Annotated in this window: 28 protein-coding genes; 17 read left to right on the top strand and 11 right to left on the bottom strand. The window is 55.5% G+C overall.

Translation table 11 applies throughout. The features are described from left to right. Positions 1 to 98: 98 nt before the first annotated feature. The 3 genes from DXY04_RS09735 to DXY04_RS09725 are packed head-to-tail and all read left to right on the top strand — an operon-like array spanning position 99 to position 2,158. On the top strand, positions 99 to 1,055 hold the full coding sequence (locus tag DXY04_RS09735; protein WP_115161908.1) for an orange carotenoid-binding protein: 957 nt from the start codon (positions 99 to 101) through the stop codon (positions 1,053 to 1,055). Beyond that, complete coding sequence (locus DXY04_RS09730; protein WP_115162226.1) at positions 1,045 to 1,788, top strand: fatty acid desaturase; 744 nt, start codon at positions 1,045 to 1,047, stop codon at positions 1,786 to 1,788. Before DXY04_RS09735 ends, DXY04_RS09730 begins: the two co-directional genes overlap by 11 nt. Before the next feature lie 49 nt (positions 1,789 to 1,837). Then, positions 1,838 to 2,158: a hypothetical protein gene (locus DXY04_RS09725; RefSeq protein ID WP_115161907.1), complete on the top strand. Its 321-nt coding sequence runs from the start codon at positions 1,838 to 1,840 to the stop codon at positions 2,156 to 2,158. Positions 2,159 to 2,170: 12 nt separating this feature from the next. Here DXY04_RS09725 and DXY04_RS09720 read toward each other — a convergent pair whose 3' ends face one another. The 3 genes from DXY04_RS09720 to DXY04_RS12570 all read right to left on the bottom strand — a co-directional run bounded on the left by DXY04_RS09720 (position 2,171) and on the right by DXY04_RS12570 (position 5,199). Beyond that, the gene (locus DXY04_RS09720) at positions 2,171 to 3,055 is read right to left on the bottom strand and encodes an LOG family protein (protein WP_244278652.1); all 885 of its coding nucleotides are present in this window, start codon (positions 3,053 to 3,055) and stop codon (positions 2,171 to 2,173) included. Between the two features lie 57 nt (positions 3,056 to 3,112). Next, positions 3,113 to 4,501, bottom strand: coding sequence for a PhoH family protein (locus tag DXY04_RS09715; protein WP_115161905.1), 1,389 nt, complete (start codon positions 4,499 to 4,501; stop codon positions 3,113 to 3,115). Positions 4,502 to 5,064: 563 nt separating this feature from the next. Beyond that, positions 5,065 to 5,199, bottom strand: a complete 135-nt coding sequence (locus DXY04_RS12570; protein WP_256377350.1) for a hypothetical protein — start codon at positions 5,197 to 5,199, stop codon at positions 5,065 to 5,067. Between the two features lie 229 nt (positions 5,200 to 5,428). Between DXY04_RS12570 and DXY04_RS09705 the strand changes: the two genes are divergently transcribed. The 4 genes from DXY04_RS09705 to DXY04_RS12560 all read left to right on the top strand — a co-directional run bounded on the left by DXY04_RS09705 (position 5,429) and on the right by DXY04_RS12560 (position 7,760). Next, on the top strand, positions 5,429 to 5,740 hold the full coding sequence (locus DXY04_RS09705; protein WP_115162225.1) for a hypothetical protein: 312 nt from the start codon (positions 5,429 to 5,431) through the stop codon (positions 5,738 to 5,740). Between the two features lie 1,314 nt (positions 5,741 to 7,054). Continuing rightward, positions 7,055 to 7,315 (top strand): hypothetical protein, encoded by a 261-nt coding sequence (locus DXY04_RS09695; protein ID WP_115161903.1) that lies wholly within the window; start codon positions 7,055 to 7,057, stop codon positions 7,313 to 7,315. A gap of 49 nt (positions 7,316 to 7,364) precedes the next feature. Beyond that, positions 7,365 to 7,490 (top strand): hypothetical protein, encoded by a 126-nt coding sequence (locus tag DXY04_RS12565; RefSeq protein WP_256377349.1) that lies wholly within the window; start codon positions 7,365 to 7,367, stop codon positions 7,488 to 7,490. A 147-nt stretch (positions 7,491 to 7,637) separates the two neighbouring features. Continuing rightward, on the top strand, positions 7,638 to 7,760 hold the full coding sequence (locus DXY04_RS12560) for a hypothetical protein (RefSeq protein ID WP_256377348.1): 123 nt from the start codon (positions 7,638 to 7,640) through the stop codon (positions 7,758 to 7,760). Between the two features lie 14 nt (positions 7,761 to 7,774). Here the strand turns inward: DXY04_RS12560 and DXY04_RS11845 are convergent, their stop codons facing one another. Beyond that, positions 7,775 to 7,963, bottom strand: a complete 189-nt coding sequence (locus tag DXY04_RS11845; protein ID WP_136975388.1) for a hypothetical protein — start codon at positions 7,961 to 7,963, stop codon at positions 7,775 to 7,777. 5 nt (positions 7,964 to 7,968) lie between these two features. Between DXY04_RS11845 and DXY04_RS11840 the strand changes: the two genes are divergently transcribed. Next, on the top strand, positions 7,969 to 8,436 hold the full coding sequence (locus DXY04_RS11840; RefSeq protein WP_136975387.1) for a hypothetical protein: 468 nt from the start codon (positions 7,969 to 7,971) through the stop codon (positions 8,434 to 8,436). Positions 8,437 to 9,636: 1,200 nt separating this feature from the next. On the opposite strand, the gene DXY04_RS09680 is transcribed toward DXY04_RS11840, so the two are convergent. Next, the gene (locus tag DXY04_RS09680) at positions 9,637 to 9,888 is read right to left on the bottom strand and encodes a hypothetical protein (protein WP_115161900.1); all 252 of its coding nucleotides are present in this window, start codon (positions 9,886 to 9,888) and stop codon (positions 9,637 to 9,639) included. Between the two features lie 324 nt (positions 9,889 to 10,212). Then, positions 10,213 to 10,467 (bottom strand): hypothetical protein, encoded by a 255-nt coding sequence (locus DXY04_RS09675; protein ID WP_115162224.1) that lies wholly within the window; start codon positions 10,465 to 10,467, stop codon positions 10,213 to 10,215. A 1,094-nt stretch (positions 10,468 to 11,561) separates the two neighbouring features. Between DXY04_RS09675 and DXY04_RS12555 the strand changes: the two genes are divergently transcribed. The 3 genes from DXY04_RS12555 to DXY04_RS12200 all read left to right on the top strand — a co-directional run bounded on the left by DXY04_RS12555 (position 11,562) and on the right by DXY04_RS12200 (position 12,677). Continuing rightward, positions 11,562 to 11,693 carry a hypothetical protein gene (locus DXY04_RS12555; protein ID WP_255441735.1) on the top strand — a complete coding sequence of 44 codons (132 nt, stop codon included), beginning with the start codon at positions 11,562 to 11,564 and terminating at the stop codon, positions 11,691 to 11,693. A gap of 607 nt (positions 11,694 to 12,300) precedes the next feature. Continuing rightward, positions 12,301 to 12,453 carry a hypothetical protein gene (locus DXY04_RS12205; RefSeq protein ID WP_170951391.1) on the top strand — a complete coding sequence of 51 codons (153 nt, stop codon included), beginning with the start codon at positions 12,301 to 12,303 and terminating at the stop codon, positions 12,451 to 12,453. A 62-nt stretch (positions 12,454 to 12,515) separates the two neighbouring features. Next, entirely contained in the window at positions 12,516 to 12,677 is a 162-nt protein-coding gene (locus tag DXY04_RS12200; protein ID WP_170951390.1) for a hypothetical protein, read from the top strand. A gap of 2,180 nt (positions 12,678 to 14,857) precedes the next feature. Here DXY04_RS12200 and DXY04_RS09655 read toward each other — a convergent pair. Beyond that, entirely contained in the window at positions 14,858 to 15,352 is a 495-nt protein-coding gene (locus DXY04_RS09655) for a hypothetical protein (protein ID WP_115161897.1), read from the bottom strand. A 175-nt stretch (positions 15,353 to 15,527) separates the two neighbouring features. On the opposite strand from DXY04_RS09655, the gene DXY04_RS09650 reads away from it, so the two are divergent. The 3 genes from DXY04_RS09650 (at position 15,528) to DXY04_RS09640 (ending at position 17,215) form a co-directional block, all read left to right on the top strand. Further along, positions 15,528 to 15,743 (top strand): hypothetical protein, encoded by a 216-nt coding sequence (locus tag DXY04_RS09650; RefSeq protein ID WP_244278651.1) that lies wholly within the window; start codon positions 15,528 to 15,530, stop codon positions 15,741 to 15,743. A gap of 783 nt (positions 15,744 to 16,526) precedes the next feature. After that, entirely contained in the window at positions 16,527 to 16,715 is a 189-nt protein-coding gene (locus DXY04_RS09645) for a hypothetical protein (RefSeq protein WP_115132832.1), read from the top strand. A 110-nt stretch (positions 16,716 to 16,825) separates the two neighbouring features. Then, positions 16,826 to 17,215 (top strand): putative quinol monooxygenase, encoded by a 390-nt coding sequence (locus DXY04_RS09640; RefSeq protein ID WP_115161896.1) that lies wholly within the window; start codon positions 16,826 to 16,828, stop codon positions 17,213 to 17,215. A gap of 42 nt (positions 17,216 to 17,257) precedes the next feature. On the opposite strand, the gene DXY04_RS09635 is transcribed toward DXY04_RS09640, so the two are convergent. Both DXY04_RS09635 and DXY04_RS09630 read right to left on the bottom strand, forming a co-directional pair. Further along, complete coding sequence (locus DXY04_RS09635) at positions 17,258 to 17,512, bottom strand: hypothetical protein (RefSeq protein WP_115161895.1); 255 nt, start codon at positions 17,510 to 17,512, stop codon at positions 17,258 to 17,260. Next, on the bottom strand, positions 17,505 to 17,897 hold the full coding sequence (locus DXY04_RS09630) for a hypothetical protein (protein WP_244278650.1): 393 nt from the start codon (positions 17,895 to 17,897) through the stop codon (positions 17,505 to 17,507). Before DXY04_RS09630 ends, DXY04_RS09635 begins: the two co-directional genes overlap by 8 nt. Positions 17,898 to 18,238: 341 nt before the next feature. Here DXY04_RS09630 and DXY04_RS09625 point away from each other — a divergent pair, with 341 nt between their 5' ends. Then, the gene (locus DXY04_RS09625) at positions 18,239 to 18,526 is read left to right on the top strand and encodes a DUF1651 domain-containing protein (protein WP_115161894.1); all 288 of its coding nucleotides are present in this window, start codon (positions 18,239 to 18,241) and stop codon (positions 18,524 to 18,526) included. 176 nt (positions 18,527 to 18,702) lie between these two features. Here DXY04_RS09625 and DXY04_RS09620 read toward each other — a convergent pair whose 3' ends face one another. Next, complete coding sequence (locus DXY04_RS09620; RefSeq protein ID WP_115161893.1) at positions 18,703 to 18,894, bottom strand: hypothetical protein; 192 nt, start codon at positions 18,892 to 18,894, stop codon at positions 18,703 to 18,705. 185 nt (positions 18,895 to 19,079) lie between these two features. Here DXY04_RS09620 and DXY04_RS09615 point away from each other — a divergent pair, with 185 nt between their 5' ends. Both DXY04_RS09615 and DXY04_RS09610 read left to right on the top strand, forming a co-directional pair. Further along, positions 19,080 to 19,259, top strand: coding sequence for a hypothetical protein (locus DXY04_RS09615; protein WP_115161892.1), 180 nt, complete (start codon positions 19,080 to 19,082; stop codon positions 19,257 to 19,259). Positions 19,260 to 19,897: 638 nt separating this feature from the next. Further along, the gene (locus DXY04_RS09610) at positions 19,898 to 21,661 is read left to right on the top strand and encodes a gamma-glutamyltransferase family protein (protein WP_244278649.1); all 1,764 of its coding nucleotides are present in this window, start codon (positions 19,898 to 19,900) and stop codon (positions 21,659 to 21,661) included. A gap of 16 nt (positions 21,662 to 21,677) precedes the next feature. Here the strand turns inward: DXY04_RS09610 and DXY04_RS09605 are convergent, their stop codons facing one another. Further along, complete coding sequence (locus tag DXY04_RS09605) at positions 21,678 to 22,070, bottom strand: DoxX family protein (RefSeq protein WP_115161890.1); 393 nt, start codon at positions 22,068 to 22,070, stop codon at positions 21,678 to 21,680. Positions 22,071 to 22,325: the final 255 nt, after the last annotated feature.

The following is a 22,325-nucleotide window of genomic DNA, read 5'->3' as shown; positions in this document are numbered from 1 at the left end:
AGCGAGTGTTCGCTAACGAGCAAAAACCAGAGAGAGAGGGCTGTTTACATAACGAAACATAGTGTTACAGTCCGTAAATCTCCCTCGATCCGTCCTGGATGTTCACGCTCGATAAAGCTCGCCAGATTTTCCCGGACACCCTCACTGCTGATGCCGTTCCGGCCATCACCGCACGCTTCAAGCTGCTCTCGGCAGAAGACCAACTCGCCCTGATCTGGTTCGCCTACCTCGAGATGGGGCAGACCATCACTGTTGCCGCCCCCGGCGCGGCAAGGATGGAACTGGCTCGCCCAATCCTCGACCAGATCCTGTCGATGAGCTTCGACGAGCAGACCAAGGTCATGTGCGACCTGGCCGCCAAAATCAACAGCCCGATCTCCAGCACCTACGCCTACTGGTCGGTGAACGTGAAGCTCTGCTTCTGGTACGAGCTGGGCGAATACATGCGCCAGGGCAAAGTCGCCCCGATTCCCCAGGGCTACAAGCTCTCCGCCAACGCAAACTCCGTTCTGGAAGCGGTGAAGAAGGTGGAGCAAGGCCAGCAGATCACCCTGCTGCGCAACTTCGTTGTCGACATGGGATTCGATCCCAACATTGACGACGACAAGATCGTCGCCGAGCCGATCGTCGCCCCCACCCCGGTGGAAGAACGCGAAGAGATCTTCATCCCCGGCGTTCTCAACCAGACGATCCTCAGCTACATGCAGCTGTTGAACGCCAACGATTTCGATCAGCTGATCGATCTCTTCCTCGACGACGGTGCGCTTCAGCCCCCCTTCCAGCGTCCGATCGTGGGCCGCGAAGCGATCCTCAAGTTCTTCAAGCGCGATTGCCAGAACCTGAAGCTGATGCCCCAGGGCGGCTTCGGCGAACCGGCAGAAGGTGGCTTCAACCAGATCAAGGTCACCGGCAAGGTGCAGACCCCCTGGTTTGGTCGCGAAGTGGGCATGAACGTGGCCTGGCGCTTCCTGCTCGATGAAAACGACAAGATCTACTTCGTTGCCATCGACCTGCTCGCCTCGCCCGCTGAACTGCTCAAGCTTGGTGCCAAGTGACAACTTGAAGGGCAACGCGGGGCGCGGTCTCCAGCTGGGAGCCCTGATCGGCGTCTCTTGGCTGCTGACTCTGGTCATCGGCCTGCAGCTCGACCTCGATCAGCTGCATCCCCTGGCGATCACCGCCTGGGTTCTGGTCCGCAGCTTCCTGCACACCGGCCTGTTCATCCTTGCCCACGACGCCATGCACAACAGCCTGGTGCCGGGTCATGCAGGGATCAACCAACAAATCGGCCGGGTGTGTTTATGGCTCTACGCCGGCCTCAACTACGACGCCTGCAAACGCAACCACTGTCGACATCACCGGATGCCTGAATCGGAGGGTGACCCCGACTTCTGCCCCACCAACAACAGATCGGTGCTGGCCTGGTTGGTTCGCTTTATGCGCAACTACCTCAACGCAGCACAACTCAGCCGACTGGTGCTCGTTCTCACGGTTCTACTGCTTGCAGCGCAACCGCATCAGAGCCAGCCGCTGATCACAGTTTCTGTGGTTTTTCTGCTTCCTTTGCTGATCAGCACCGCACAACTTTTCTTTGTTGGCACTTACCTGCCCCATCGCAAAGAACACAAAAAAACAGGCCACGAAGTTTCAATCAAAAGCTTGAATCTTCATCCGTTTGTATCACTGCTCGCTTGTTACCATTTTGGCTACCATCGCGAGCACCACAACCATCCCAAGGCTCCCTGGTTCCTCCTGCCGGAACTACGCACTGGTCGATTGGTGCACTGAGTTCTGAATCAGAATCAGTTTCCCTACGCTCCCTCCCCCTCACACCCCAATGTCTGCAACCGATTGGACCTCTGAAGAAGAAGCGGTTGCCCGGCAGGCTTTTGATCTGGGCAAACAGCGATCAATCGTGACCTTGATTGACAATCTCAAGAATTTGAGCACCAAGCTGGACACGCCTGAATCAATCTGGCAATTTCACGATTATCTGAGTACGGAGCGCTATCAATATGAAGGGAGGATGGAATTTGATTTCAGCAACATCCTGTTCACCTTGGCCGACATGATCAAGCAGAAGCTGATCAACTACGATGACCTGAATGGTCTCAATCAACTGAAACTGAGTAAGATCAAAGCCATGTCAATGTTTTGATCAATAATCTGATCAATTACTCTCAGGCTCTGCTCCCGTTCGGCTGCGGATGAAATCCCAGGCCTCTTCCGCTGAATCCGAGAAATGAATTAGATCAAGATCATCATCTGAAATCAAGCCCGTCTCGGCGAGGTAGTCGAAATCCACCAGCCTGCGCCAAAACTCTGTTCCAAACAGAACGATGGGCATGCTGCCCTTGGTTCCGACCTGCCGCAGGGTAAGCAGCTCAAACAGTTCATCCAGCGTGCCGAAGCCACCCGGGAAGAGGATGGCGCCAATCGAACGCATCACAAAATGGAATTTGCGCAGTGAGAAGTAGTTGAACTTGAAGCAAAGATCGGGGGTGATGTAGGGATTGGGGTGTTGCTCAAACGGCAGCGTGATGTTCAGCCCAATCGAGCGGCAGCCTGCCTCAAAGGCGCCCCGGTTGGCGGCTTCCATGATTCCCGGCCCGCCACCGGTCACGATCACATGGGATGAGCAATCGTGGGGTTGTTCCCTGTTGCACTGCCCGTGCCGGGACGCCAATGAGGCGAACTCTCGGGCTGCATCGTAAAAACGAGACAACTCCACGAGCTGTTGCGCATGGACGACTTGCCGCTTCAACAGCGGTGAGCCTGGATTTTCACTAAGCCGTTGCTCGGCTTGCGCCAGCTTCGCTGCTGCGGTGTCGTTGTCGACGATCCTGGCACCACCAAAAACGATGATCGTCGATTCGATCCCGGCTGTTTCCAGATGCAGATCAGGCTTGGTGATTTCAAGCAGCATGCGCACACCACGCATGTCGTTGCTGTTCAGAAGGTCTTGATCTTCGTGGGCAATTCTGTAGGTGGGGGACGTCAGAATTGCATCCAGGTTGGCTTGCTCAGGTGATGCAGTATTCGGGAATTGGGTCATCTGTTCAACAGTCATGGGTGTTAGCGATGTCGGTGGTATCGGAGATGTCGTCTTGCGTCAGAGGATGTTGGCCGCCAGTTCAGCCAGTTCACTGCGCTCTCCTTTGGTGAGGGTCATGTGGCCCACCAGGGGCTGACCTTTGAGCTTTTCCACCAACCAGGTGAGCCCATTGCTTTCGGCATCCACATAGGGATTGTCGATTTGATACGGGTCACCGGTGAAGACAACCTTGGTTCCTTCACCCACCCGCGTCACGATCGTCTTCACTTCCAGGGGTGTGAGGTTCTGCGCCTCATCCACCACCAGGAACTGATGGGGGATCGATCGGCCGCGGATGGTGTTGATCGCTTCCACCTCCAGCAAGCCCATGCCTTGCAGGTCGGCCCAGGCGTTGCGTGGTTCGCGCTGCCGCTGTTTCTTCGTCTGCTCAGCCTCCTCGCCGGGAGAGGAACCAGTGATGAAGTCGATGTTGTCGATGATCGGCTTCATCCAGGGGCCGAGTTTCTCCTCAAGCGTGCCCGGCAGGTAGCCGATGTCTTTGCCGAGGGAGATCGGTGGGCGCGTCACCAACAGGCGGGCGTAGTGATGGGTGTCGGCCACCTGGTGCAGACCCGCGGCGATGGCCAGCAGCGTTTTGCCCGTACCGGCCTTGCCCACCAGAGTCACCAGAGCAACGGAGGGATCGAGCAGCAGATCCAGCGCAAAGCTCTGTTCCCGGTTTCTCGCCTTGATGCGGCCCAAATGGGCGCGGTTCAGCCAGTGCAGCGGCTTGATGGTGTTGCTGTTGCCTTGATGCCGGGCCAGCAGGGTGTGGCTGTCGTTGCGCTGATCCACCAGCACCACACCTTCATTGGCCTGGAGATGCTGCCCCTCGGGATCGGCGACAGCTTCCAGCGGCAGCTGCTCCTCGTCATGCAGGGTCTTGATCGTCTCTGCATCGGTGCTGAGTTCACGAAAGCCTGTGTAGAGATCGTCGATCGAGACGTTGTCGTTGACATAGTCCTCGGCTTGCAGGCCCACCGCATCAGCCTTGATTCGCAGGTTGATGTCTTTGCTGATCAGCACGACCTCGGGCGCCTGTTTCAGCCCGCTGCATCGCATCTGCTCCAAGGCCACGGCGAGGATGTTGTTGTCACCACCGCCCCCCTGCAACTCTGCCGGTAAGCCTTGAAGGGCTTGGGCCTGACAGAACACCACCTGCAGCATGCCGTGGTTCGTTCCCTCAATCGGAACGCCATCGGCAAGGCTTCCGCGGGCCCGGTAGGAATCCAGGAGCCTTGAAATCCGCCGGGCATTTCGGCCTTTTTCAGAGTGATCTTTCTTGAAGCGATCGATTTCCTCGACCACCTGCATGGGGATCACAACCCTCAGATCCCCAAAGCGGTGCGGCGCCTCGGGGTCGTGGAGGAGCACATTCGTATCGAGAACGACAATTTTGTCTTTCATTGAATCTCACCATTGATGGATCAATTGGTGCTGAAAAGGTCAACAAGGCCGTACCCTGAAAAATCACCACAGCAGATTCACTTCCCCCCGCAGGAAGGACGCAGGGAGAAAGCAGATTTCAACAACAGAACCCAGCAGTTCAGCCAGGGTTTGTGGCTTGAACCAAAGAGAATCGATTGCGTTGCCTTGATGGCGTCAACTGAGACGTGTTGAGCTCAGTCGTCGTAGATCTTGCAGCCAGGTGCAGTGGGGGACTTGTCGCAACGTTCCTCCCAGTACAAATCGTGCTGAGATTTCATCGCTTGCTTGGGTTCATCCGCCTGGTCTGGCTGCGTCTTGTCAAAGGCGTTGAGCGGGATGCATAGATCGAAAAAACCTGAACAGATCGTGACCATCACTCTCCTTGTCGCTGACTCATCTCTACTCCTCTCCCTTCCAGAATCAATAGGTACTTAACCCATCCCTTTACACAAACAAAAAACCGCTCTTCCCGGAGGAAGAGCGGTTGATGGATCGCAGATAAATGGACTCATCCACGCTCTGATCACTTGTTCGTTGATTGATCAAGCAGCCTGTTGGTTGCCTGAATCTTCTTCCTCCGAGCGGATGAACCGCTTGCGTTGAGCAGACTCGTTGCCGGATAGATCGTTTGCCTTCGAAGGCTCAACAGGTTTGCGCTCGGGTTTGTCCATGCCCATCAAAAGGGGATGAATACCTCTCCTGCTCATTGAAGTTTCCTCTTATTCAAATCTCGCGTCGTGGTCTCGCGGCCCTTACGCGTGAATTAACTATCGCGCAGATCAGTTGCAGACGCGCCCTGCAAAGCTTAAGAGAATCTGGCGAGTCGCCCAACATCACCGGCCTGGAAGGGATTGGAGCAGCAGAGTGAAAGAACGAATCGAACGCAATGCACTGCGGAGTGCTCCGATGATTTGGATTCGAACCAGCCTCGCCGCGGCAGGCCTCGCCATCGCCACAGCCATTCCGGCAAACGCTGAGATCGTTGCCTCAACCTGCCGACTCCTCAGCTACGACGGCCCCATCACCAGCGTGGAAACCTTCCGCTGCGACTTCATGCAGCACGGCGGCAACGTTCTGGTGAACAGCGCTGAGCATGAGTTCAGCTTTCTGGCTGCCGAACAAGGGAAGACCTACATCCGCATCAACTCGATCCCGCTGCGCTTCACCCGCACAGGGGAGTACACCCTGGAGGTGACCCAATCGCCTTGGTTGAGATGACCGTTTCGATGACCACCCCAAATGGGGGTATCGAGAATCGGATTCACAGGAGTTGATTAATCACACCGGCGGCAGATCCTGCAGTCTGTCGACGGTCGTCGAGTGAATGCCCTGAGGTCCTCCATGCTCTTGGGGTTTTCCTCCTCGAATCCGAGAGAGTTTTGAAACTGATTCTTTCGGGTGAATAAGGGAAGCCCTGGAGCCGTCACTCCAGGGTTTTCTTGTTTGGAGCAGCTTGCAGTGTGAAAACGTGACAGGGGGGAAGTCACAAAAGAAGGAAGCCACCCTCCCCGATAGCCTGCCGCCATGAAGGCAGGATCGTGCATTGATGAAAGCGTGACCAACAAATGAGTATCGAGTGGTTACTCAGTTCAGGATTTCTTCCGTGAATCTTCAGGGGGCATGGCCTCAGCAGGCATCTCGATGCTCATAACTTCAAATCCGTATTACGCCCCCCCTATGTGCCCCCTTGACCTTTCCAGTCTGAAGTGGGGCGATGACGGCGAGTTGTCTCCCAACGACACCCTCAACCTTGTGGAGCGATTGGCCAGAGCGGAAGAGAGGAGCCAAGGGTCCGACCAATCGGGACTCAACTCCAGTTCAATTCCCCAGGAGGAACCAGCACAAGAGTCCTGATCTGAGCGGACGGAGCGAGCCACCCCCAGCTGAACGGCTCATCCAACCAGCCGGTCATCGGAATTCAAAAGTGCCTTTCCTTTCGCAACCCTCAGCACTTCGCCTGAGAGACCAGGGCTTTGATAGATCACGCGATACACGTTCGTGCAAGCAAGCGATTTGGCTCGTGCATTCACGAACGCCTTGAACTCAGTTTTGAAGCACTGTTCTTGAACCCATTGGTCGGAGGAGCCATCGCTTCGCTCAACGCAGTACATCCTTTGGAGCATGGAGGACACGCAGCTTGATGAGGCTGCGGCCGCTTGCACTCGATCGACAGGCCAGCTTCGGGATCACGTCTTCAGTTGGTGACGCGAAGCCTGGCGCCAACACTCTCAAAAGTTGTTCTTTCACCTTGAACGTCGATCAGATTTGAATGCACAAGTTGGGTGCAAACGTTGGATGCACACGACGGAATCACATCGCGTCGAGCGATGAGGGATGCGATTCCGCCACCGGTGTGCCCTCGAACGCACAGCACGGCACTTCGGTTGTATCCCCGCTCAACCGATTGAAATCGAGTCAACGACCACAGAAGCGCGTTCTCGCTTGAGCCTTCATGGCGCGTTCATCGATGCCATCGACGATTCCAATCCTGAGTCCAATTCGTGTAAAGTTTCGATAAGCCGCCCCAGGTCGATGATCAAAGCTTTGTTCTCCCTGGTGTTTGCAGCAGTGATGTGGGTTCAGGTGCCTCAGTGGCAGCCGGACTGGTCGCAGTGCTCCATTGACACGCCGGATGTGAACTGTCACTGGTATGTCACGGCACCCGACAACACTTTTGGTGAAGGCTTCAGCTGGGAGAACGCACCCTGGTTCAGTGCCGAAGGGCTACGGGATGTGGGTGATCTGAACAACACGATGACCACGATCCACAGCCAGGCCCTTCCAGGCACTTGACGCAGCCAGCAAAGCGTCAGCCCTAACCTTTCTCTTTGGAGAGACTTCAATGAACGACTACTCAGCAGCCATCACCGCTCTCATCGTGGTCACCGTGGTGATCTCTGCTGCCGTCGTTTACGTGCTGGCTCAGCCGACCGACCTGCCCAGATACAAAGAAAGCAAGGATCAATAAAGGCCACCGCGTGGGTGAACACTGACCGTGCCACCCACATCGCCCCGCAGATCTGAATCCAGCACTAGGGTCGCCAGACCTCGGCACACATCTGGCGTGAAAGGTCCGAACCTTGCTTTCGTAGGCGGCTCTGTGATCGTCGCGATCATGGCAGTGGTTGTCTTTATTGGCGCCGCGAACGCTGGTGACTGCCCCCGCAGCAAATCAGCTGAGGCCACCTCAGTAGAGGCCCACCACAACGCCGATGACAAGGCTGAGGTTGAAGCCTGATCGGCTCCAACACTTCAGCGAAGCGGGTCCACCTGCACTGGGGCGATGGTTTGGAGCGTGCTCAACGCCTCACCAATGGTCTGCCCAAGAAAGATCCCACCGGTGAGCACCGCAGCGAAACAAGCCAACCCGAGGATGAGCCCAGCTGCAATGCGAGTGGAGCTCGTGGTTTCTGTGTTGCGTTGCTCAGTGCTGGAAGCCATCTGAGTTGCTGCAACAAACCAGTTGTGGCTCAAACCGCACCCGGTTTCAACTTCGCATCGAATCTCTCCGGGCTTTTCAATTAGCCCTGTTCCTATGCGATTCCTCACGAAGGGTGCCGAGAAATGGTTTCAGGTTTGAAGCGATTTCTCTTGTTGATGCAGCCAGACTGCGAGTACAGGTTGATACATATAAACGGTATCCGGACGAACCCACATCAACAACCATCACGCATCTTGGGGGTTTTGATTTGTGCCCACTAGCGTCATGCGGCTTGAAAAGACTTGTGCCTCTCAAGACTTCTCCAATCTCAGGGCCTTTCCGTGTGACCAATCCCAAACCCAAACGGTGGAGAACCGCCATCAAAGCCCGAGAGAACCAGCTGCTGACTCTTGCCAAGGAAGCTTTGCAAGAGAAGAAGGAAAGAAGAGTGATTCATTTTCTGGACTACATCGATCAAGACATTGCTGCATAGCCAATAGTTTGTGCAATTAATTGAACATATCCGACTGAACTAGTCCTCATCGATTGGGCTGTAGCCCTGGGCGGGAGATTCCCCACCAAGAGCCGAAAGGAACACAAAAAGGCCCCTGGAGATCTCACCTCCAGAGGCCCGTGTCCCTCGTTTGACGACCACCTCACTTTCTTCGAGATGCCTGGTGAAAGGGAGTAGGAGAACCGTCGGAACAGGTCGTGGACACCGGCCATGGTTTGGTCGGCAACAGGCAAAAAAAAGGCGGCAGGGAATGCCGCCCATCAATAAGGGGACGAATGCGTCGAAGGTGCTGGGGTCCCAGCGACACCACCCTCTTTAACCAGCCTGCGGAGCCGTGGGCATCGTTTACGAACTGCCAAAAAAAGGGGGTGTTCCCTAAGCACCCCCGCGTTCGACGCATCGCCCCTTCACCGAAGAAGCACCCAAATCATGACGTGAGGTTCAACGACTGGTCGTCGCCGTCACGACAAAACGAGGGGTGTGGTCAGCACCCCAAGAAAAAGCGAAGGTCCCTCGCCGCTATGGGTAGAAGCGCGTATCAGGGCTATCTAGTGCCGACCGCTACGACAGCTCTGCCTCAACCAAGGGCATGACAGAAGCAGACCGCAACACAACCTTCATGGAGTTCGCACTGCTTGCGTTGTTGACTTGCTCGCTTGCTTCAGTCATCGCAACGGTTTTCCACGGAACCTACTGATGAGAAGCACGTCCCCCTGCTGGCAGATGGCCGAAAGGCACTTTCGCAACCGCAGGGAGGATTACTGGAAAAATCGCTGCTCAATAGATCCAGACGCTTCAGCTTGCAAAATTTTTGACGAGTAAAGGAGAACGATCATGTCAATTCATGTTTTGCCCCCCGCCCACGGTGATTGTCCAACCTTGATCTGCGAAAGCGCAGAAGTTTGCTATTTCGGCGACTGGCGGGTGGACATTGACCATTCAAAAAACGAATGGATCAATTTGATCCCTGGGCTTGGCGATCTTCCCACGGATTCAGGCTACAGGTTGGGATTGGATTACGGCTCTATCCCTTAACGACTCATCCGAGACTGTTGAAAAGCCTGGGGATTTCTGAATGTGCAAACTACAAGACGTTAAGTCAGTACGCTTGCCATGACGCTTAAGACTCCTGTCCCTCTTCTCCCAACAGTCTTTTAGGCAGCAGAGGGCTTCTAAAACTCAGAGCCCTGCCGATTTAAGGGCTCTCAGGCTCAGCATCAAATAGGTTCGAAATGATCCAAGAGCCATGAGCTGGTCGGCTGTTTTGTCCTGGGTGGAGTCGTCCAAAGAGCTTTCAAACTCAAAAAGAATTTCGCTTAAGCGGTCCTCCCAATCCAGAGCAACTTCTTGGGCGAAATCATCTTGCGATACCTTTGCCTTGAGAAAGCTGCAGAGCTGACTGAAGCTGACGGAGTCTGGAATCGTGTTCATCACATCCCTCAGACATTATGGAAATACTAAAGGACAAGGTCCCACCCCCTTCCTTAGGTTAATCAAACGCAAATGAGTAATGCCTGAGAATTAATTACTGAATGATTATCATTCCCCAAGCAGTGCACTGACAGCGAATGAATGTTCTGCGAGTGGGGCTTCAGCAACGCGTACAAGGATGATCTGATGCCTTGATTAACCGAGGCACGTTGTCGTCAGACAACAAGCAAAAATAAAACAGACCGTTCCCCATGAGAGGAAGACGGCCTGTTGATGTTGTTTTGGATGAGTTGAAGAACAGCTAAATCGAGTTGTATCCGACAATCAAACCACCTTGAGAGAGAGGAACTGCTGGTCTGCTTCAAGCATCTCTTCATCGTCTTCAACATCCCAACCGCCATAGAGCAGATGAAGAAGCCTCGCCACATCCAACTCCCGGTCGGCGACGTCTTGCCAAAGACGACAGCTCAACTCCGAGTCAGCAAGGACGAATTGTGCATGGGCCAACTCGCGGGCTAAAGCGAAATAGCTTTGCCTGTCATTGCGGATGCGGCATTCCATCGCTGCGCCCACAGACATCAGAAGGCGCTGTTGGCTTAGAGACTTCGATTGGGTCTTCATGGTTCTCCTGGGATGCATTGAGGCAGGGGCACCCGCTCTCCCCCTGAAAAGACGGCACAGCTCGCTCGTTCGTTCTTGACCCCGCGATGCGATCGGGGGATGAGAGGCCAGCCCATCTACGACAGAAATGGGGTGACCTCTCCTATGGCTCGCTTCCGACACCCCTGTGATTGCTGAACAGGGGCCATGCCGCATGCCATTGCTGGCGAGAGGCGAAGTGTCGGGCCTTTCAAGCTCCTGGGGCCAAGGTTCCAGGTGATGGACTTTCTGACTCAATGGTGAGCGCCCCCCGGCAGTGATGGTGCCGAGATTTAGGGCAAGCCCATGGGTGGTGAGAAAACTCGTGGAGCAGATGCTCGAAAGGTCAGGCGACTTCTAAAACCTGCTCGGTTGGACCGTCGTCTCTCATTGACGCCTCCGATCTCAGTGGACTCACTCTCGTCAGCGGACACGCATAAGGCAATCGGTCTTAACGCTCATTGCCTTACGAGGCAAAATCGTCGAAATTGAGAACGATTTGCCGAGCGGAAAGCAGATAGCAGCTCAACCTACCCACAAAAAACCCTCCTGCATCAAAGAAAACAGGAGGGAAGTCTGGTCCCCGTCAATCCATTGCCCTGAGATGGCATCGGGAATGCTCGGACCTAACAATTCATAGACCTAGTAACCGTGGCCCCTCTTCATCGGCTGGTCTCGGTAAGGAGTCATGCCAATTGGGGGCGGAACATGGCTCTTCTCCTCTGCATCAATCGCACCCATGGCATGGGCGAAAGCGTCTCCAAACCACTTCAGGAAACCTTTCATAAGACCTCTCATTTGGAACTGACTTAGACCTAGGACGGAAGTGCCTTTTTTGGAACTAGGTACTTAACCCAAGTTTGGACAATGAGCTTGAGAAGATAAATACTTAGGTACTTTATTTTCATTCATAACAGGCTTGCCGCTTGCAAGCCATCATCGTATTTTCACTCTTGAATGAACTGGAGGCGGGTATGTCTCTTGCCCCTTCACTTGTTCGGAGAACAAATCTAGGCGGGACCATTCACATGCTGGTGGGTGATAGCAACCCCCGCTACCTAGCCGAGTTGAACGGCAGCCGTGTTTACTGCGACGACATGGCCACCGCCGAGGCCCATCTTGACTACTGGAGCAAGGAGTTATTGCACTGCTGGGGAAGGCGGTAACAAAAAATCTGGAAGCGGCTTCACTTCCAGATCAGTCTGCACGGCTGAGAGCTGCTTCCGGGTCAACTCTCTGCCATGTCACTCAACGGCTGCGAGGCCGTCAACAGCTACCCCCAGATGGGAACAACACCGGACTTAGTACGTCGAGCCCTCTCCTGTCATCTCGGTGTTGAAAAAAACCCCGGAGTGACGGCTCCAGGGTTTACTTCGGATACGAGGGAAAAGCACTGGTCGTCTCAGGTCCAGAGCTTTTGCTCGAGGACCAGCGGAGCTTCTAACGACACCACCGGCTTCTTCAGTCAACTCCTGTTTGCTATGCACCAATACCCCCGCATGGGGGTATCAGGCTTCTCATTTGGATGAGAGATTCGTTTCACGCGGAAGGGCCGAAAGACCAAGACGCGAGATCTGCATAGGAGGTCTCAACAATGAGCAGAAGAGGAATGCATCCCCTGTTGATGGGGTTGGACAAGCCAGACCGCAAGGCAGAGGACAAACCTCTGGAAAGGCCGAGCACTCAGATGACTGGTCTTGAGTCACCTCAACACAAACGCTTCCTTCGTGCCGAGGCAGCAGACAGAACACAGGCCAAAACTGGATGAATGAGATGAGTCCGACCAAGCTCACCAACGCGCCCGAAGGTGTTGAGTACTACAGGGTCTGCGACCAGGAAGGGGTCTGTCATGTGGTGAGGGGAATGCAGGAAGTTCGGCGACTTCTTGAGAAGACACCTGGTCTGAATGTCACCAAGATCCCCTGATTAAAGCCATCACGCTCTGGAGGGCTTGTCACGCAATACCACTCACTTGCTTCGAGGGGGGAATGACCTTTTCCTCAGAACAAATCCAACGTGCCCGTGAGCTGGCGCGAGAACGAAGAAAACATGGCGCGATTCAACGCCTGCTGATCGATGAATTCAACTTGCGACCCGCCCAGTGCCGTGCGCTCCTGATGACCGCTCTTGCAGACGAGAAAGCTGCTTGATCAATCCTCGATTATCGCCACCAAGCTGTGTTAGCACCGATAGGAGTGAGTCAGGACGAGCCTTGTACTGCATCCAACAAGAGGACGCTCCTGATCATTGGATTAAGGATTTGTGCTTTAAAACGGAGGTGAGGGCCTATCTGCGGGCACGTGTCATGTCGAGGGTTAAATCGTGCAGTTACAGAGTTATTGACCAGACCACTAACGATGTGAAAGCAATCGTTCGCGACGGTCAAGATTTGATTGGGTGATGGGAGTCCGAGTCAGCTCTTGCCATCTCTTGAACTGAGGGCTCACTGGCATTCGATGCACGCAGGATTCGTATGTCTACGTTGCGTGCATCGTCCTCTTTAGGGAGAGGGGATTCGACGGAATAGACGAAACTGACAGCTTCATCCTTGCTGCCAAGCGACATGCCGAAGCTGCCTTGCATGAGACGTCTCCAAAGCTGACGGCACTTGAGAAAGCGATGTGGCTGAAGTTGAAAAGAGGTGAACGCCCCTGCAAAACAACACGTGGTCGTAGGGAACAGTGATCTGCTCTCAAGGTGGAAGGCCGCCCCTCCCAGCTGGAAGAGACGGCCTAGTTCGCTCGTTTGTGCATGCTTGAACCCGTTATGTGATCGGGTGTTGAGAGACCAGCCCACCTACGACAGAAATGAGGTGGCCTCTCTTATTCCTCGCTTCCGACACCAACTGTCCCTTCCATCCCATCAAGAGCAGAGGTCAAGTCGTAGTGCCATCTCTGGCGAGGGGCGAAGCGTCTGGCGTGGCGGCACCTGGGGCCATTGGATCCAGGGGTGTGGCTGATGAAGCTCCGGGGCACCTGAGGCAATGAAGCTTTGGCCTACGGGACGGTGCAAGTTGGAGTGTCGATTGGCTTGGCGTTTCGCTCGCCTCGTCAAAGGACCAGCCTCACGGATGGGTGGAAACTGTTGGAGCAGGGGCCAGAAAGTCAGGCTGCTTCTTGGATCTGCTGCGGTGGAGTGTCGGCCGTCATGGGCTCCTCCGATCTCGATGGACATACTTTCCATCCGTCAGCGGTTAATGGCTATCCGAGTTAACGCTCATTGCCTTCTGGGGCAAAACCAGCAATTGTGTTGATGGCGTGCCTCACCCAGCTGTGGTTTTTTCAGATCCACCCAGCTGAGCCACTGATGATCTGTGGTAGGTGCCGAGCTGCAGAACGACAGCACATGTCTCCCAGCTCCTCCCTTTGACCCTGTTCCATTTCTCCCCAGGCTTCATAGAAAAGAGCGCAGGACAAAAAAAGCCGGGGCATCACACACGGCTCATGCGCAGATGACCCTGTTTATCGGCTTCCGATCAAAACGCAAGGGGCTGTTTCAACACAGTCCAAGCGATCACGCTGGTGATGCGGTAACGCGCTGCCAACTCACCTGACGGAAACAGCCGACAACGGAATCGATCTCAGGCTTACTTAACTTGATGGAGATAACGCTCGGAGATAACGCTCCAGCGTCGCTTGTTTGCCTCGACTTCTGCTTCCTTCGCTAGATGCAAGAACTGCACTTTTGATAAGCGCTTTTGCTGGGCTTCTGGAGGAAAATGCATGAGGTTCTCCAATAATCAAAAAGCTATGACGGTGCAGCAAACCACGAACACGAAATTAACCAAACTCAAATGAGTATTTACTGAGAACGATCATCAAAGAATGAGAATCATTTCTATAGCCTCGCCGTTCCGTTGGCGTTAAACCGACCCCACTTTTTTTTGGGGGGGGGGGGGGGGAGCGTCAAACAAGGGGCGCAGACCTCTGAAGAGGAAAAACTTCAGAGGTCTTTTCTTGGCGGGTTCTGAGGCGTCGACGTATACGGCATAAAACCCAGGCTCAGATAGCCAGCTCATGCGCAAGTGTTGTTATGAGCCGACCCGTCGAACCTCTGAAAACACTGGACGTCACTAGGTGTTCTGCATCCACCGAACAGTGCCGTAGACGAGGACCATCACGCCAACGATTGCCGCGCAAGCTGCTGCTGTGAGGAACAGGGTGTAAAGCATCTGAGCCTCCCTTCGTCTGATCTTGTTCTAAGCGTGCCGCACAGAAATACAAGGGGGACAACCGCCCTGTTCCATCCGTTTTCCCATCTTGATCAACAGGTCAGTGGCTGGTGGTTTCATCACTCACACCATTCACACCCCACACACGAGCAATTCCCCTTAACGGCTGAGGGGCATGACTTCAGATCCACCAAGGGGTGTTACTTTGGTCGCCAAGTCATACATCTCTTGGTGAATATTGTCCGATTCGTTGCTGAACCAATTGGCCAACTCTGGCTGCAGAATTTTTTTGGGGCCCAGGTCAATGAAGGAATACTCAAGCGTGATGAAGTCACCACCAACCGTGCGATAACCGAGCTCAAGAAGTATCTGGCCGCTTGCAGATGGTACTTCAATCTGTGCTTGCGTTGCCTTGAGGCTGAGCTCCACCAACTTGCTCGCAACCGTGCCATCACCGGATGCATCCCTAATTCTGATCATTAATGCTGGCCCCTTGCTCTGCCTCAACAAGAGCTGAGTTTGCTTCCTTAGAAGCCATTGACATGCAATGGCATTGGCCTGAAGCGAGGTCTTAAAAAACGAGAGGTCTTCCTTCAGACCCTGGGTCTTTTTGTGCTGCTTGAGTAAACCGAGTTTCGAGAGCAGCCACTTCATCGCATCGTTATCAACCGAGACCGTGAATAGCCCATTTTTGGGCTGGCGCGAAAGATTCTTTTTATCGCTTAACCCGAGTATCTGTTGTTACCAAGAAACTTGAGGGAATGACATTGTCGAAGTGTGAGCGTTGTAACGACCAAACGAAAACGATGAAAGCCATGACAGGGGAGAGTTGCCAGCACGCTCCATGGCTCAAGCAGACTTGATCGCACAGACTCCGCGCGGCTCATCCATCCAAAAAATCGAAGCCGGCAAATTTCTGGTGTGCGACAGCGAGAACGTGTGCTTCTTCACGCGCAGCCTCTACCTCGCCGAGGAGCAGCTGGAGGAAATGGAGCTTGGCTACCGCTTCCCGTATTCAACCAATTTCCGCAAAGCGCCCGCATGACATGTGGAGCAATTTGAGTAGCGGATTTCGCTGAATCAACTGGCTCCAATGGCTTATCTGTATCGCGTCCTGGTCTCATGCACCTAGCCCGGGACGCGGACCCATGTCAGCGGCAACTGCTGGGTCCGTTTGTCTAGCGAATCCAGCCGTTCTCCCGAGGCCAATCGAGCTTTTAGGCAGTCCGTATCAGTCGAAACCATCGCCGAGATCTACCGAAATTTTTGGCGGATCAGCACATCTTCAGAAATTTCCAGACAAGCCTGCTGAATGGCCTCATCATTGAGCCCTCAGTCGCCCGCATATCCAGATGTGGTGCTGAGCAGCACGGGGAGAGCGACCCTGGGGCTGACAGACGAGTTTCCCCGTTGAGAGCGATCAGCGGGGAAACCTCTCTGTACTGAAAGACCTGAAAGCTTTAGACATTCAGTGCATCAGGCGCAAATCAGTGTGACGTGACGAACGTGTTTATGCGGATACCGCATCGCTCGGGAAGGACTCGCTTCTCCTCGCGGTTCCGTGGCTCCACATCGTTAAGTCGCAGCTTGGTTGAAGGTCAGCCATCGCGGCAGAGGGAGCTGCTCGGAAACGCAGATCACACCGCTCGCATCATTCGATTTGATGAGACGTTGACGAGGAAATCATGAAAGAAAAATAATTACCTATTTGCGATATTTAACGCTTTGAGGTGCAGCAAACAAACAAGTGCTTGAGTCGTCCCGTTATTTCATGGAGGACAGTATGCACAGTCAGAAGAACTCCCCGGCCTGCTTTTTGCGCTGGTCTGTGAGCAAAGTTGCTGACAGGCTCTATGCGGTTGCGGCAACGGTTGATGGAAAGGAATACGACTTTGTCGGCAATTTTAAAAGCGTTCGAGAAGCGCAACAAGCGGGCCGCCGCTACGCCGAAGACCTGGTTCACAACTCGATGGCTGGCGGTCGCTTGTCGCTGAAACAACAGCCTCTAGCCGCCTGATCGCCCCCATCAATTCGTGGCTTGAACACATGTTGGGTTCCCCTGGAGAGTGCGCCTCCAGGGGTTTTTCAGCCTGATCCATGGAACACTTGGACACCGCCTGAGAGCCCATGGTCAGCTTCGACAAATCCACACCGTTCATGTTGCTGGCGCGAATCCACGTCAAACCCGGTTGTGTTGACCAGTACCTGGAGCTGGCTCGCGTCACCGACGAAGCCGTTCAAGCTTCTGAGCCAGGCATGATTCATCACACCTTTGATCAGGACCCAGACGATCCCCAGGCGTTCGTTTGGTCAGAGGTCTACGCCAACGACGAGGCGTTCAGCGCCCATGTGTCCAACCCTCCCGTTCAGCAATATCTGCAAAAGCATGCGGAACTTGGCGATGGCTTCAGCGTTGAGGTTTACGGAACGGTGGGCGATGACTGCCGGCAGCTGATGGAGTCGTTTGGACTTCCACTCAAGATCTTTGAAACCAAGCTCGGATACAGCAGGGTCTGAACAACCTGGCGGAAAAAATCCCTCGAGTCTTGGAAGTCATACCTATGGGTCGCTGTTCAGCTCATCCTTGAGCTTGTCAAGACGAGTTTTGAGTTGCCTGGCGCGACGGGTTGTGGGTTTGTTGTCATGGCCCTTCAGCGCTGATTTGATCACGGCGATCTCCTTCTCAAGCTTCCGTCTCCTGGTAAAGGAAAGCGCTTCCTGAGCAAGACCGATCCGAAAATCGCCCCGCGGGGCATAGCAAGGAGCATCTTCTTTGGACTCGTTGTGTGCAGCCGCGTCCTCAGGATCAATCATGATCCAGGGCTTTCTCAGCGACATCGGCCGCCACAAGAAACACATAGGAGAGTGCATTCATATGACTGGCCAGATCTTTGATCGATTCAACGATTTCCTTTCTCGATAAACCACTCTCCCGCTGAAGTCGAATGATCTCATGCGTCAGACGGGTTACATGGTCGCGACCGTAGTTGTAAGCAGTCCCAAAACAATCCTCACTCTTCTCATCAGTCCTGCAGGCTGCAGCAAAGTCTGAGGCAATTTTCTGGGAAAAATCTTCAACCTGGCGGCAGGGCATCGCTTTCTGGATTTGCCGGAATGTATGCGAGAAAAGAATGAAGCCCCAATAACTTTTCGAACCAATGCGTTGAACTTCGCATCCTTGCTTATCAAGCAAAGACAAAACTTTATGTTTTTTCTTGCAGAAACAAAAAATTGTTCAACATCTTTCCCCAAGGCCTTGATCGATGCATCGACCCATGCAAAGGTTCCCTGCCTTGGCAGGACTGTGGTCGCAAGCCAAGGCCACCAGAAGCTTCTCTCAAGCCTCGTTTTGACTGAGACAAGCTTCTTTTCCTCGAGGACAACAACAACTCATTCATCCATAGACCGTCGGACTCGCGAGCGTCGTTTGGGCCTGACCAGCGTCCTGCTCGATATAGCTCACCGTTCAAGCAGCGAATTCGCCATCGTGAAGCCGGCGCGTCGCCTCGGCAGCAGATGCTTTGCAGAGCTGTCTTCTGTTTGCCGTCGCCCCACCCCTTGCCCCGTCACCGCGCCACCCACGAACCACCAGAACAACCCGGCGGAGAAGGCTGGCTGGTGAGCTCAGAGCAGCAGAAGGTGGTGCAGTTCAAACCAGATGCATCCACTGTTCATGCCCAGTGGGTGGCGGTGCGCACCTACAGCTGGATCCCACCCAATCCACCAGTGCCCCAGACCCGACGACGGATGCTGCGGCACAACGCCATCGAAGCCTGGAACACGATGCTCAAAACGGGCTGGCGACGCTGCCCACCACCGGTGCGCTGATGGCGAAAAAGACCGATCCCTTCCGGGACCGGCATGACGCGATCAGAAAAACACTTGGCTTGGTCTTAGCCCTTTCCATTGGACTCCACGGTGATGGGCTTGGGTGTACGAGGGGAACCATGGGCGCCATGACGCCTTGACGAAAGGGCGATCAGGCATAGAGAAAGAAGCGTCAATCACATTCCCTCCATCTCTGTCTCTGCGTCGAGCTCGAGGCCGACATCATCGATACAGGCTTGTTTGTCCACTTGGCACAACAGCTGCATCAGGTTCTTTCGATCAAGAGCTGACAACTCACCGTTGATTTCCCACTTCAGGCAGGTTCTGCGCTGGCAGCTGCCGGTATGACCCTTAAGAACCTCAAACATGACAGCCTCCTTTGGGCTGATGATTTGATCCTTACGACAGATTGATGGAGCTATTCCAGAGCAGCAATACCTAACTTTTCTTGGCACTCGCCAGAGCCCTCCAACCTTGAGCTGATGAATCTCGGTGACGAGTGCTGGCCCCCTGCGGCCTCTTTCGCCAACGTTATTGAAGTTGCGATCAACCGATGACCAACGGATCCGGCACCTGGGCCAACAATCAGCCCCCAGCAGCAGCCGAAAAACTTTGGAGAGGCCTGGCTCTGGTGGGAGCTTTCCACATCGGAGGAATGCTGATCAACGTCATCTTCCAGATGATGGGCAACAACAGCCTGGATGGAATTCCAGCCAAATTCCTCGGCTTCTGAGCCCATCTTCCACAACAAAACGGTTATGCGCCCCTGCAGCAGGCAGGGGTTTTTTATTGGATATCTGGGACGCGCCAAGCGACTCAGAGCCAGGGCAATCAAAGCGAGACCCAGCCATCTCGGGCTGAGCACAATTACCCATTGTTAAGGGAGATTGCGCAGCATTAAGTTCTCTTCGCATGCACGAGTCGTTCCCGAGGAGTGGGCTCTTCGGGAACCTTTTTTTGGGTAAGCTCCAATCAGGTGCGTGATGTATCCCGTAGGTGGGCCTGCGGATACATCTCCTCCTAAAGAACGGCCGCTTCTCGCTAACAGCCGAGAGGAGAGGAGCAGGCGAGGGAACCTGCTCCCTATTCCCTCCAGAAGCGTTTGCAGTGGTGCTAGCGCCGGCACGATCATCGGCCATGCGGGAATGATTCTCATTGAGCTGAAATGCCTATTCCACCTCCTGAGAATTCCCTGAGAAACGCTCCAATCACACCTCGAACGGCCCTCCACTGATCCACTCTTGGAGTGAAGGCTGTGGTGCCTTCAATGCGTCAAGCAGGAGCGGGCTGAGGAGCCGGCTCTTTTCTTTGATCAGAAGGACAGCAGTAGGCCTCACGAGCCACAAGACTGAAACCAGCCGATCCAACGCCGTGCTCCGCAAGCTCAAAGCGTTGCTGCTGGCGCTGAGCCTTTGGAGCAGCCTCCCAGCATCGGCAGCCCCGATCAGCAGGGACGATCCGGAATCCACAGACCCCGGCCACAAGGGCATCTCCACCGCCCGCGGATCCGCCGTGGTTGTCACCGCCAATCCTCTCGCCAGCACTGCGGCGCTAGCTACTTTGAAGAAAGGCGGCAGCGCCATCGATGCTCTGGTCACAGCCCAGGCGGTGCTGGCGGTGGTGGAACCCCAGAGCTCCGGCCTGGCGGGTGGTGGTTTTCTGCTGCACTGGGATGCCACGCAACGCCAGCTTGCAGTGCTCGATGGCCGCGAAGTGGCCCCCGAACGCAGCCGCCCCGGCGATCTGCTTGATGCCGCGGGGGATCCCCTCCCCTGGCGTCAGGCCACCAGCCAAGCCAACGCCATCGGCATTCCCGGCACCGTGGCCCTGCTCTGGAAGGCCCATCAAAACCACGGCCAGCTGCCCTGGGCACAAAGCCTGCAACCGGCGATCCGCCTGGCCAGCGCTGGCTTTCTGCCGAGCCCGCGACTGTTGCGCTCCATTCGCTTGGCCCAGCGTTTCGGCGTGGCCCACAGCCCTGCATTTCAAGCGCTTTACCTGCCCGGCGGCCAGCCACCAGCAGCGGATCATCCCTTCCGCAACCCAGCCCTGGCACGCACCCTGAAACTGCTGGCCAGGAAAGGGGGACCAGCCTTTTATCAAGGGCCTCTGGCGGAGCAGATCCTGGACGGGGTGAATGCCCTGCAGGCCAGCGAGCCGAACTTCCGCGGCTGGAGTTCCGCTGATCTGAGCAGCTATGCCGTGGTCCGGCGAACTCCCCTCTGCAGCCAGCAGCTGCAGCACCGGATCTGCACGGTGCCGCCCCCCAGCAGCGGTGGCTTGGCGCTGCTGCAAACCCTGGCGCTGTTGAACCAAACCACCAACCTGGCCAGCTCCAGTGCAGCTGAGCCGCAGGTGTGGCGGCAGCTGGCCTTCGCCCAGGCCTGGGCCGATGCCGACCGGCTCTACTGGGTGCACGACCCCATCGATGGAGCAGTGCCCGGCGCAGCCCTGCTGGATCCGGCCTACATCGCCTACCGGGCCAGAACCATGCAGAGCACCAACGGCGCAAGGCCAACACCGGGGCTACCCCCAGGCATCGATCACTTTCCCTACGGCAGGCCAGATCAGGGCATCGAACAGGGCACCAGCCAGATCACCATCGTGGATGCCAGCGGCAACATTGCCTCCTACACCTCCTCGGTGGAGACGATTTTCGGGAGTCGGCACCTTGTGGGAGGCATGGTGATGAACAATCAGCTCACCGATTTCGCCTTCAAGCCCAGCATTGGCGGCAAACCGGTCGCCAACCGCCGGCTGCCCGGACGGCGACCGATGTCGTCAATGGCGCCGACGCTGGTGTTCCGCAACGGCGAGCCGGTGCTGGCCCTAGGCAGCCCCGGCGGCCGCAGCATTCCCCATCTGCTCAGCCGGGTGCTGTTGGCGTCCTTGGCCTGGAACGAACCGCCGGCGCGGGCGGTGGGCCTTCCCCATCTCTCGCGCCGGCGCACAATGCTGGTGCTGGAAAGCGATCCACCGCTGCCCTGGCCGTTTCCGCTGCAGCAGCTCAAAAGCGAAGCAAGGCCACGGCGTCAGAGCATCGGCAGCGGCACCGCTCTGATTCAAAAAATAGGTGCTGGCTGGCAGGGGGCCGCTGATCCGCGCCGCGAAGGCACGGCCCTGGCCCTGCCCTGAGCCAGCCAGCCGGCGATCAACCCTTGGAGCGCAGGTGCGTGAAGCTGGGCACGCCATTGCCCCAGGCACGGGTGATGGCCAGGATCAACCCCCCGATCAGGGCCAGGTTCATCGCAAAGCCGCTGTCCACCGGGAAGGTGTGGAAGATCAGCGTGGTGGGCACCAGGAACAGCAGCAGCAGTGAGGCCCCCAGCACCGTGTTGCTGCCGAACACCAGCAGGATCGATCCGGCGATCAGCACCACAATCGCCGCCACCAACAGCACAGAGGCCAGGGGTTCGGGAATGCCCTTGGAGGCGATGAAGCCTGCGGTTTCAGCGAAGTTGGTGAACTTGGCCGGCAGGGCATTCACAAACACGGCCGCCATCAGCACCCGGCCGAGGAAATCGAACAGCTTCGAAGCAGTCATGGGGATCAGAAGCCCTTGGGGCAAAGGAGTCGTGATCAGCACACTAGAGAGCAACTGTTCACCAAGAACAGTCATGAAAAACCCCTGAGGAGCGAGCCTCAGGGGTTGGTCCCCTCATGAACATCCGTCCGACATCAGCGTCGCTTGGGAGGCTGATGAGAGGGGAAAGGAGAACCGACCGCAACGGTTCGGATCACCCACGCGCCGTTTGATGCAAACAACGAATTGTCCCCAGATGGGGGATGAATCAGCGGG

The sequence above is a fragment of the Synechococcus sp. UW86 genome, assembly GCF_900474085.1.
Taxonomy (GTDB): Bacteria; Cyanobacteriota; Cyanobacteriia; order PCC-6307; family Cyanobiaceae; genus Parasynechococcus.
The sequence above is the reverse complement of the archived record's forward strand: the minus strand, read 5'-3'. Positions and strand labels throughout refer to the sequence as shown.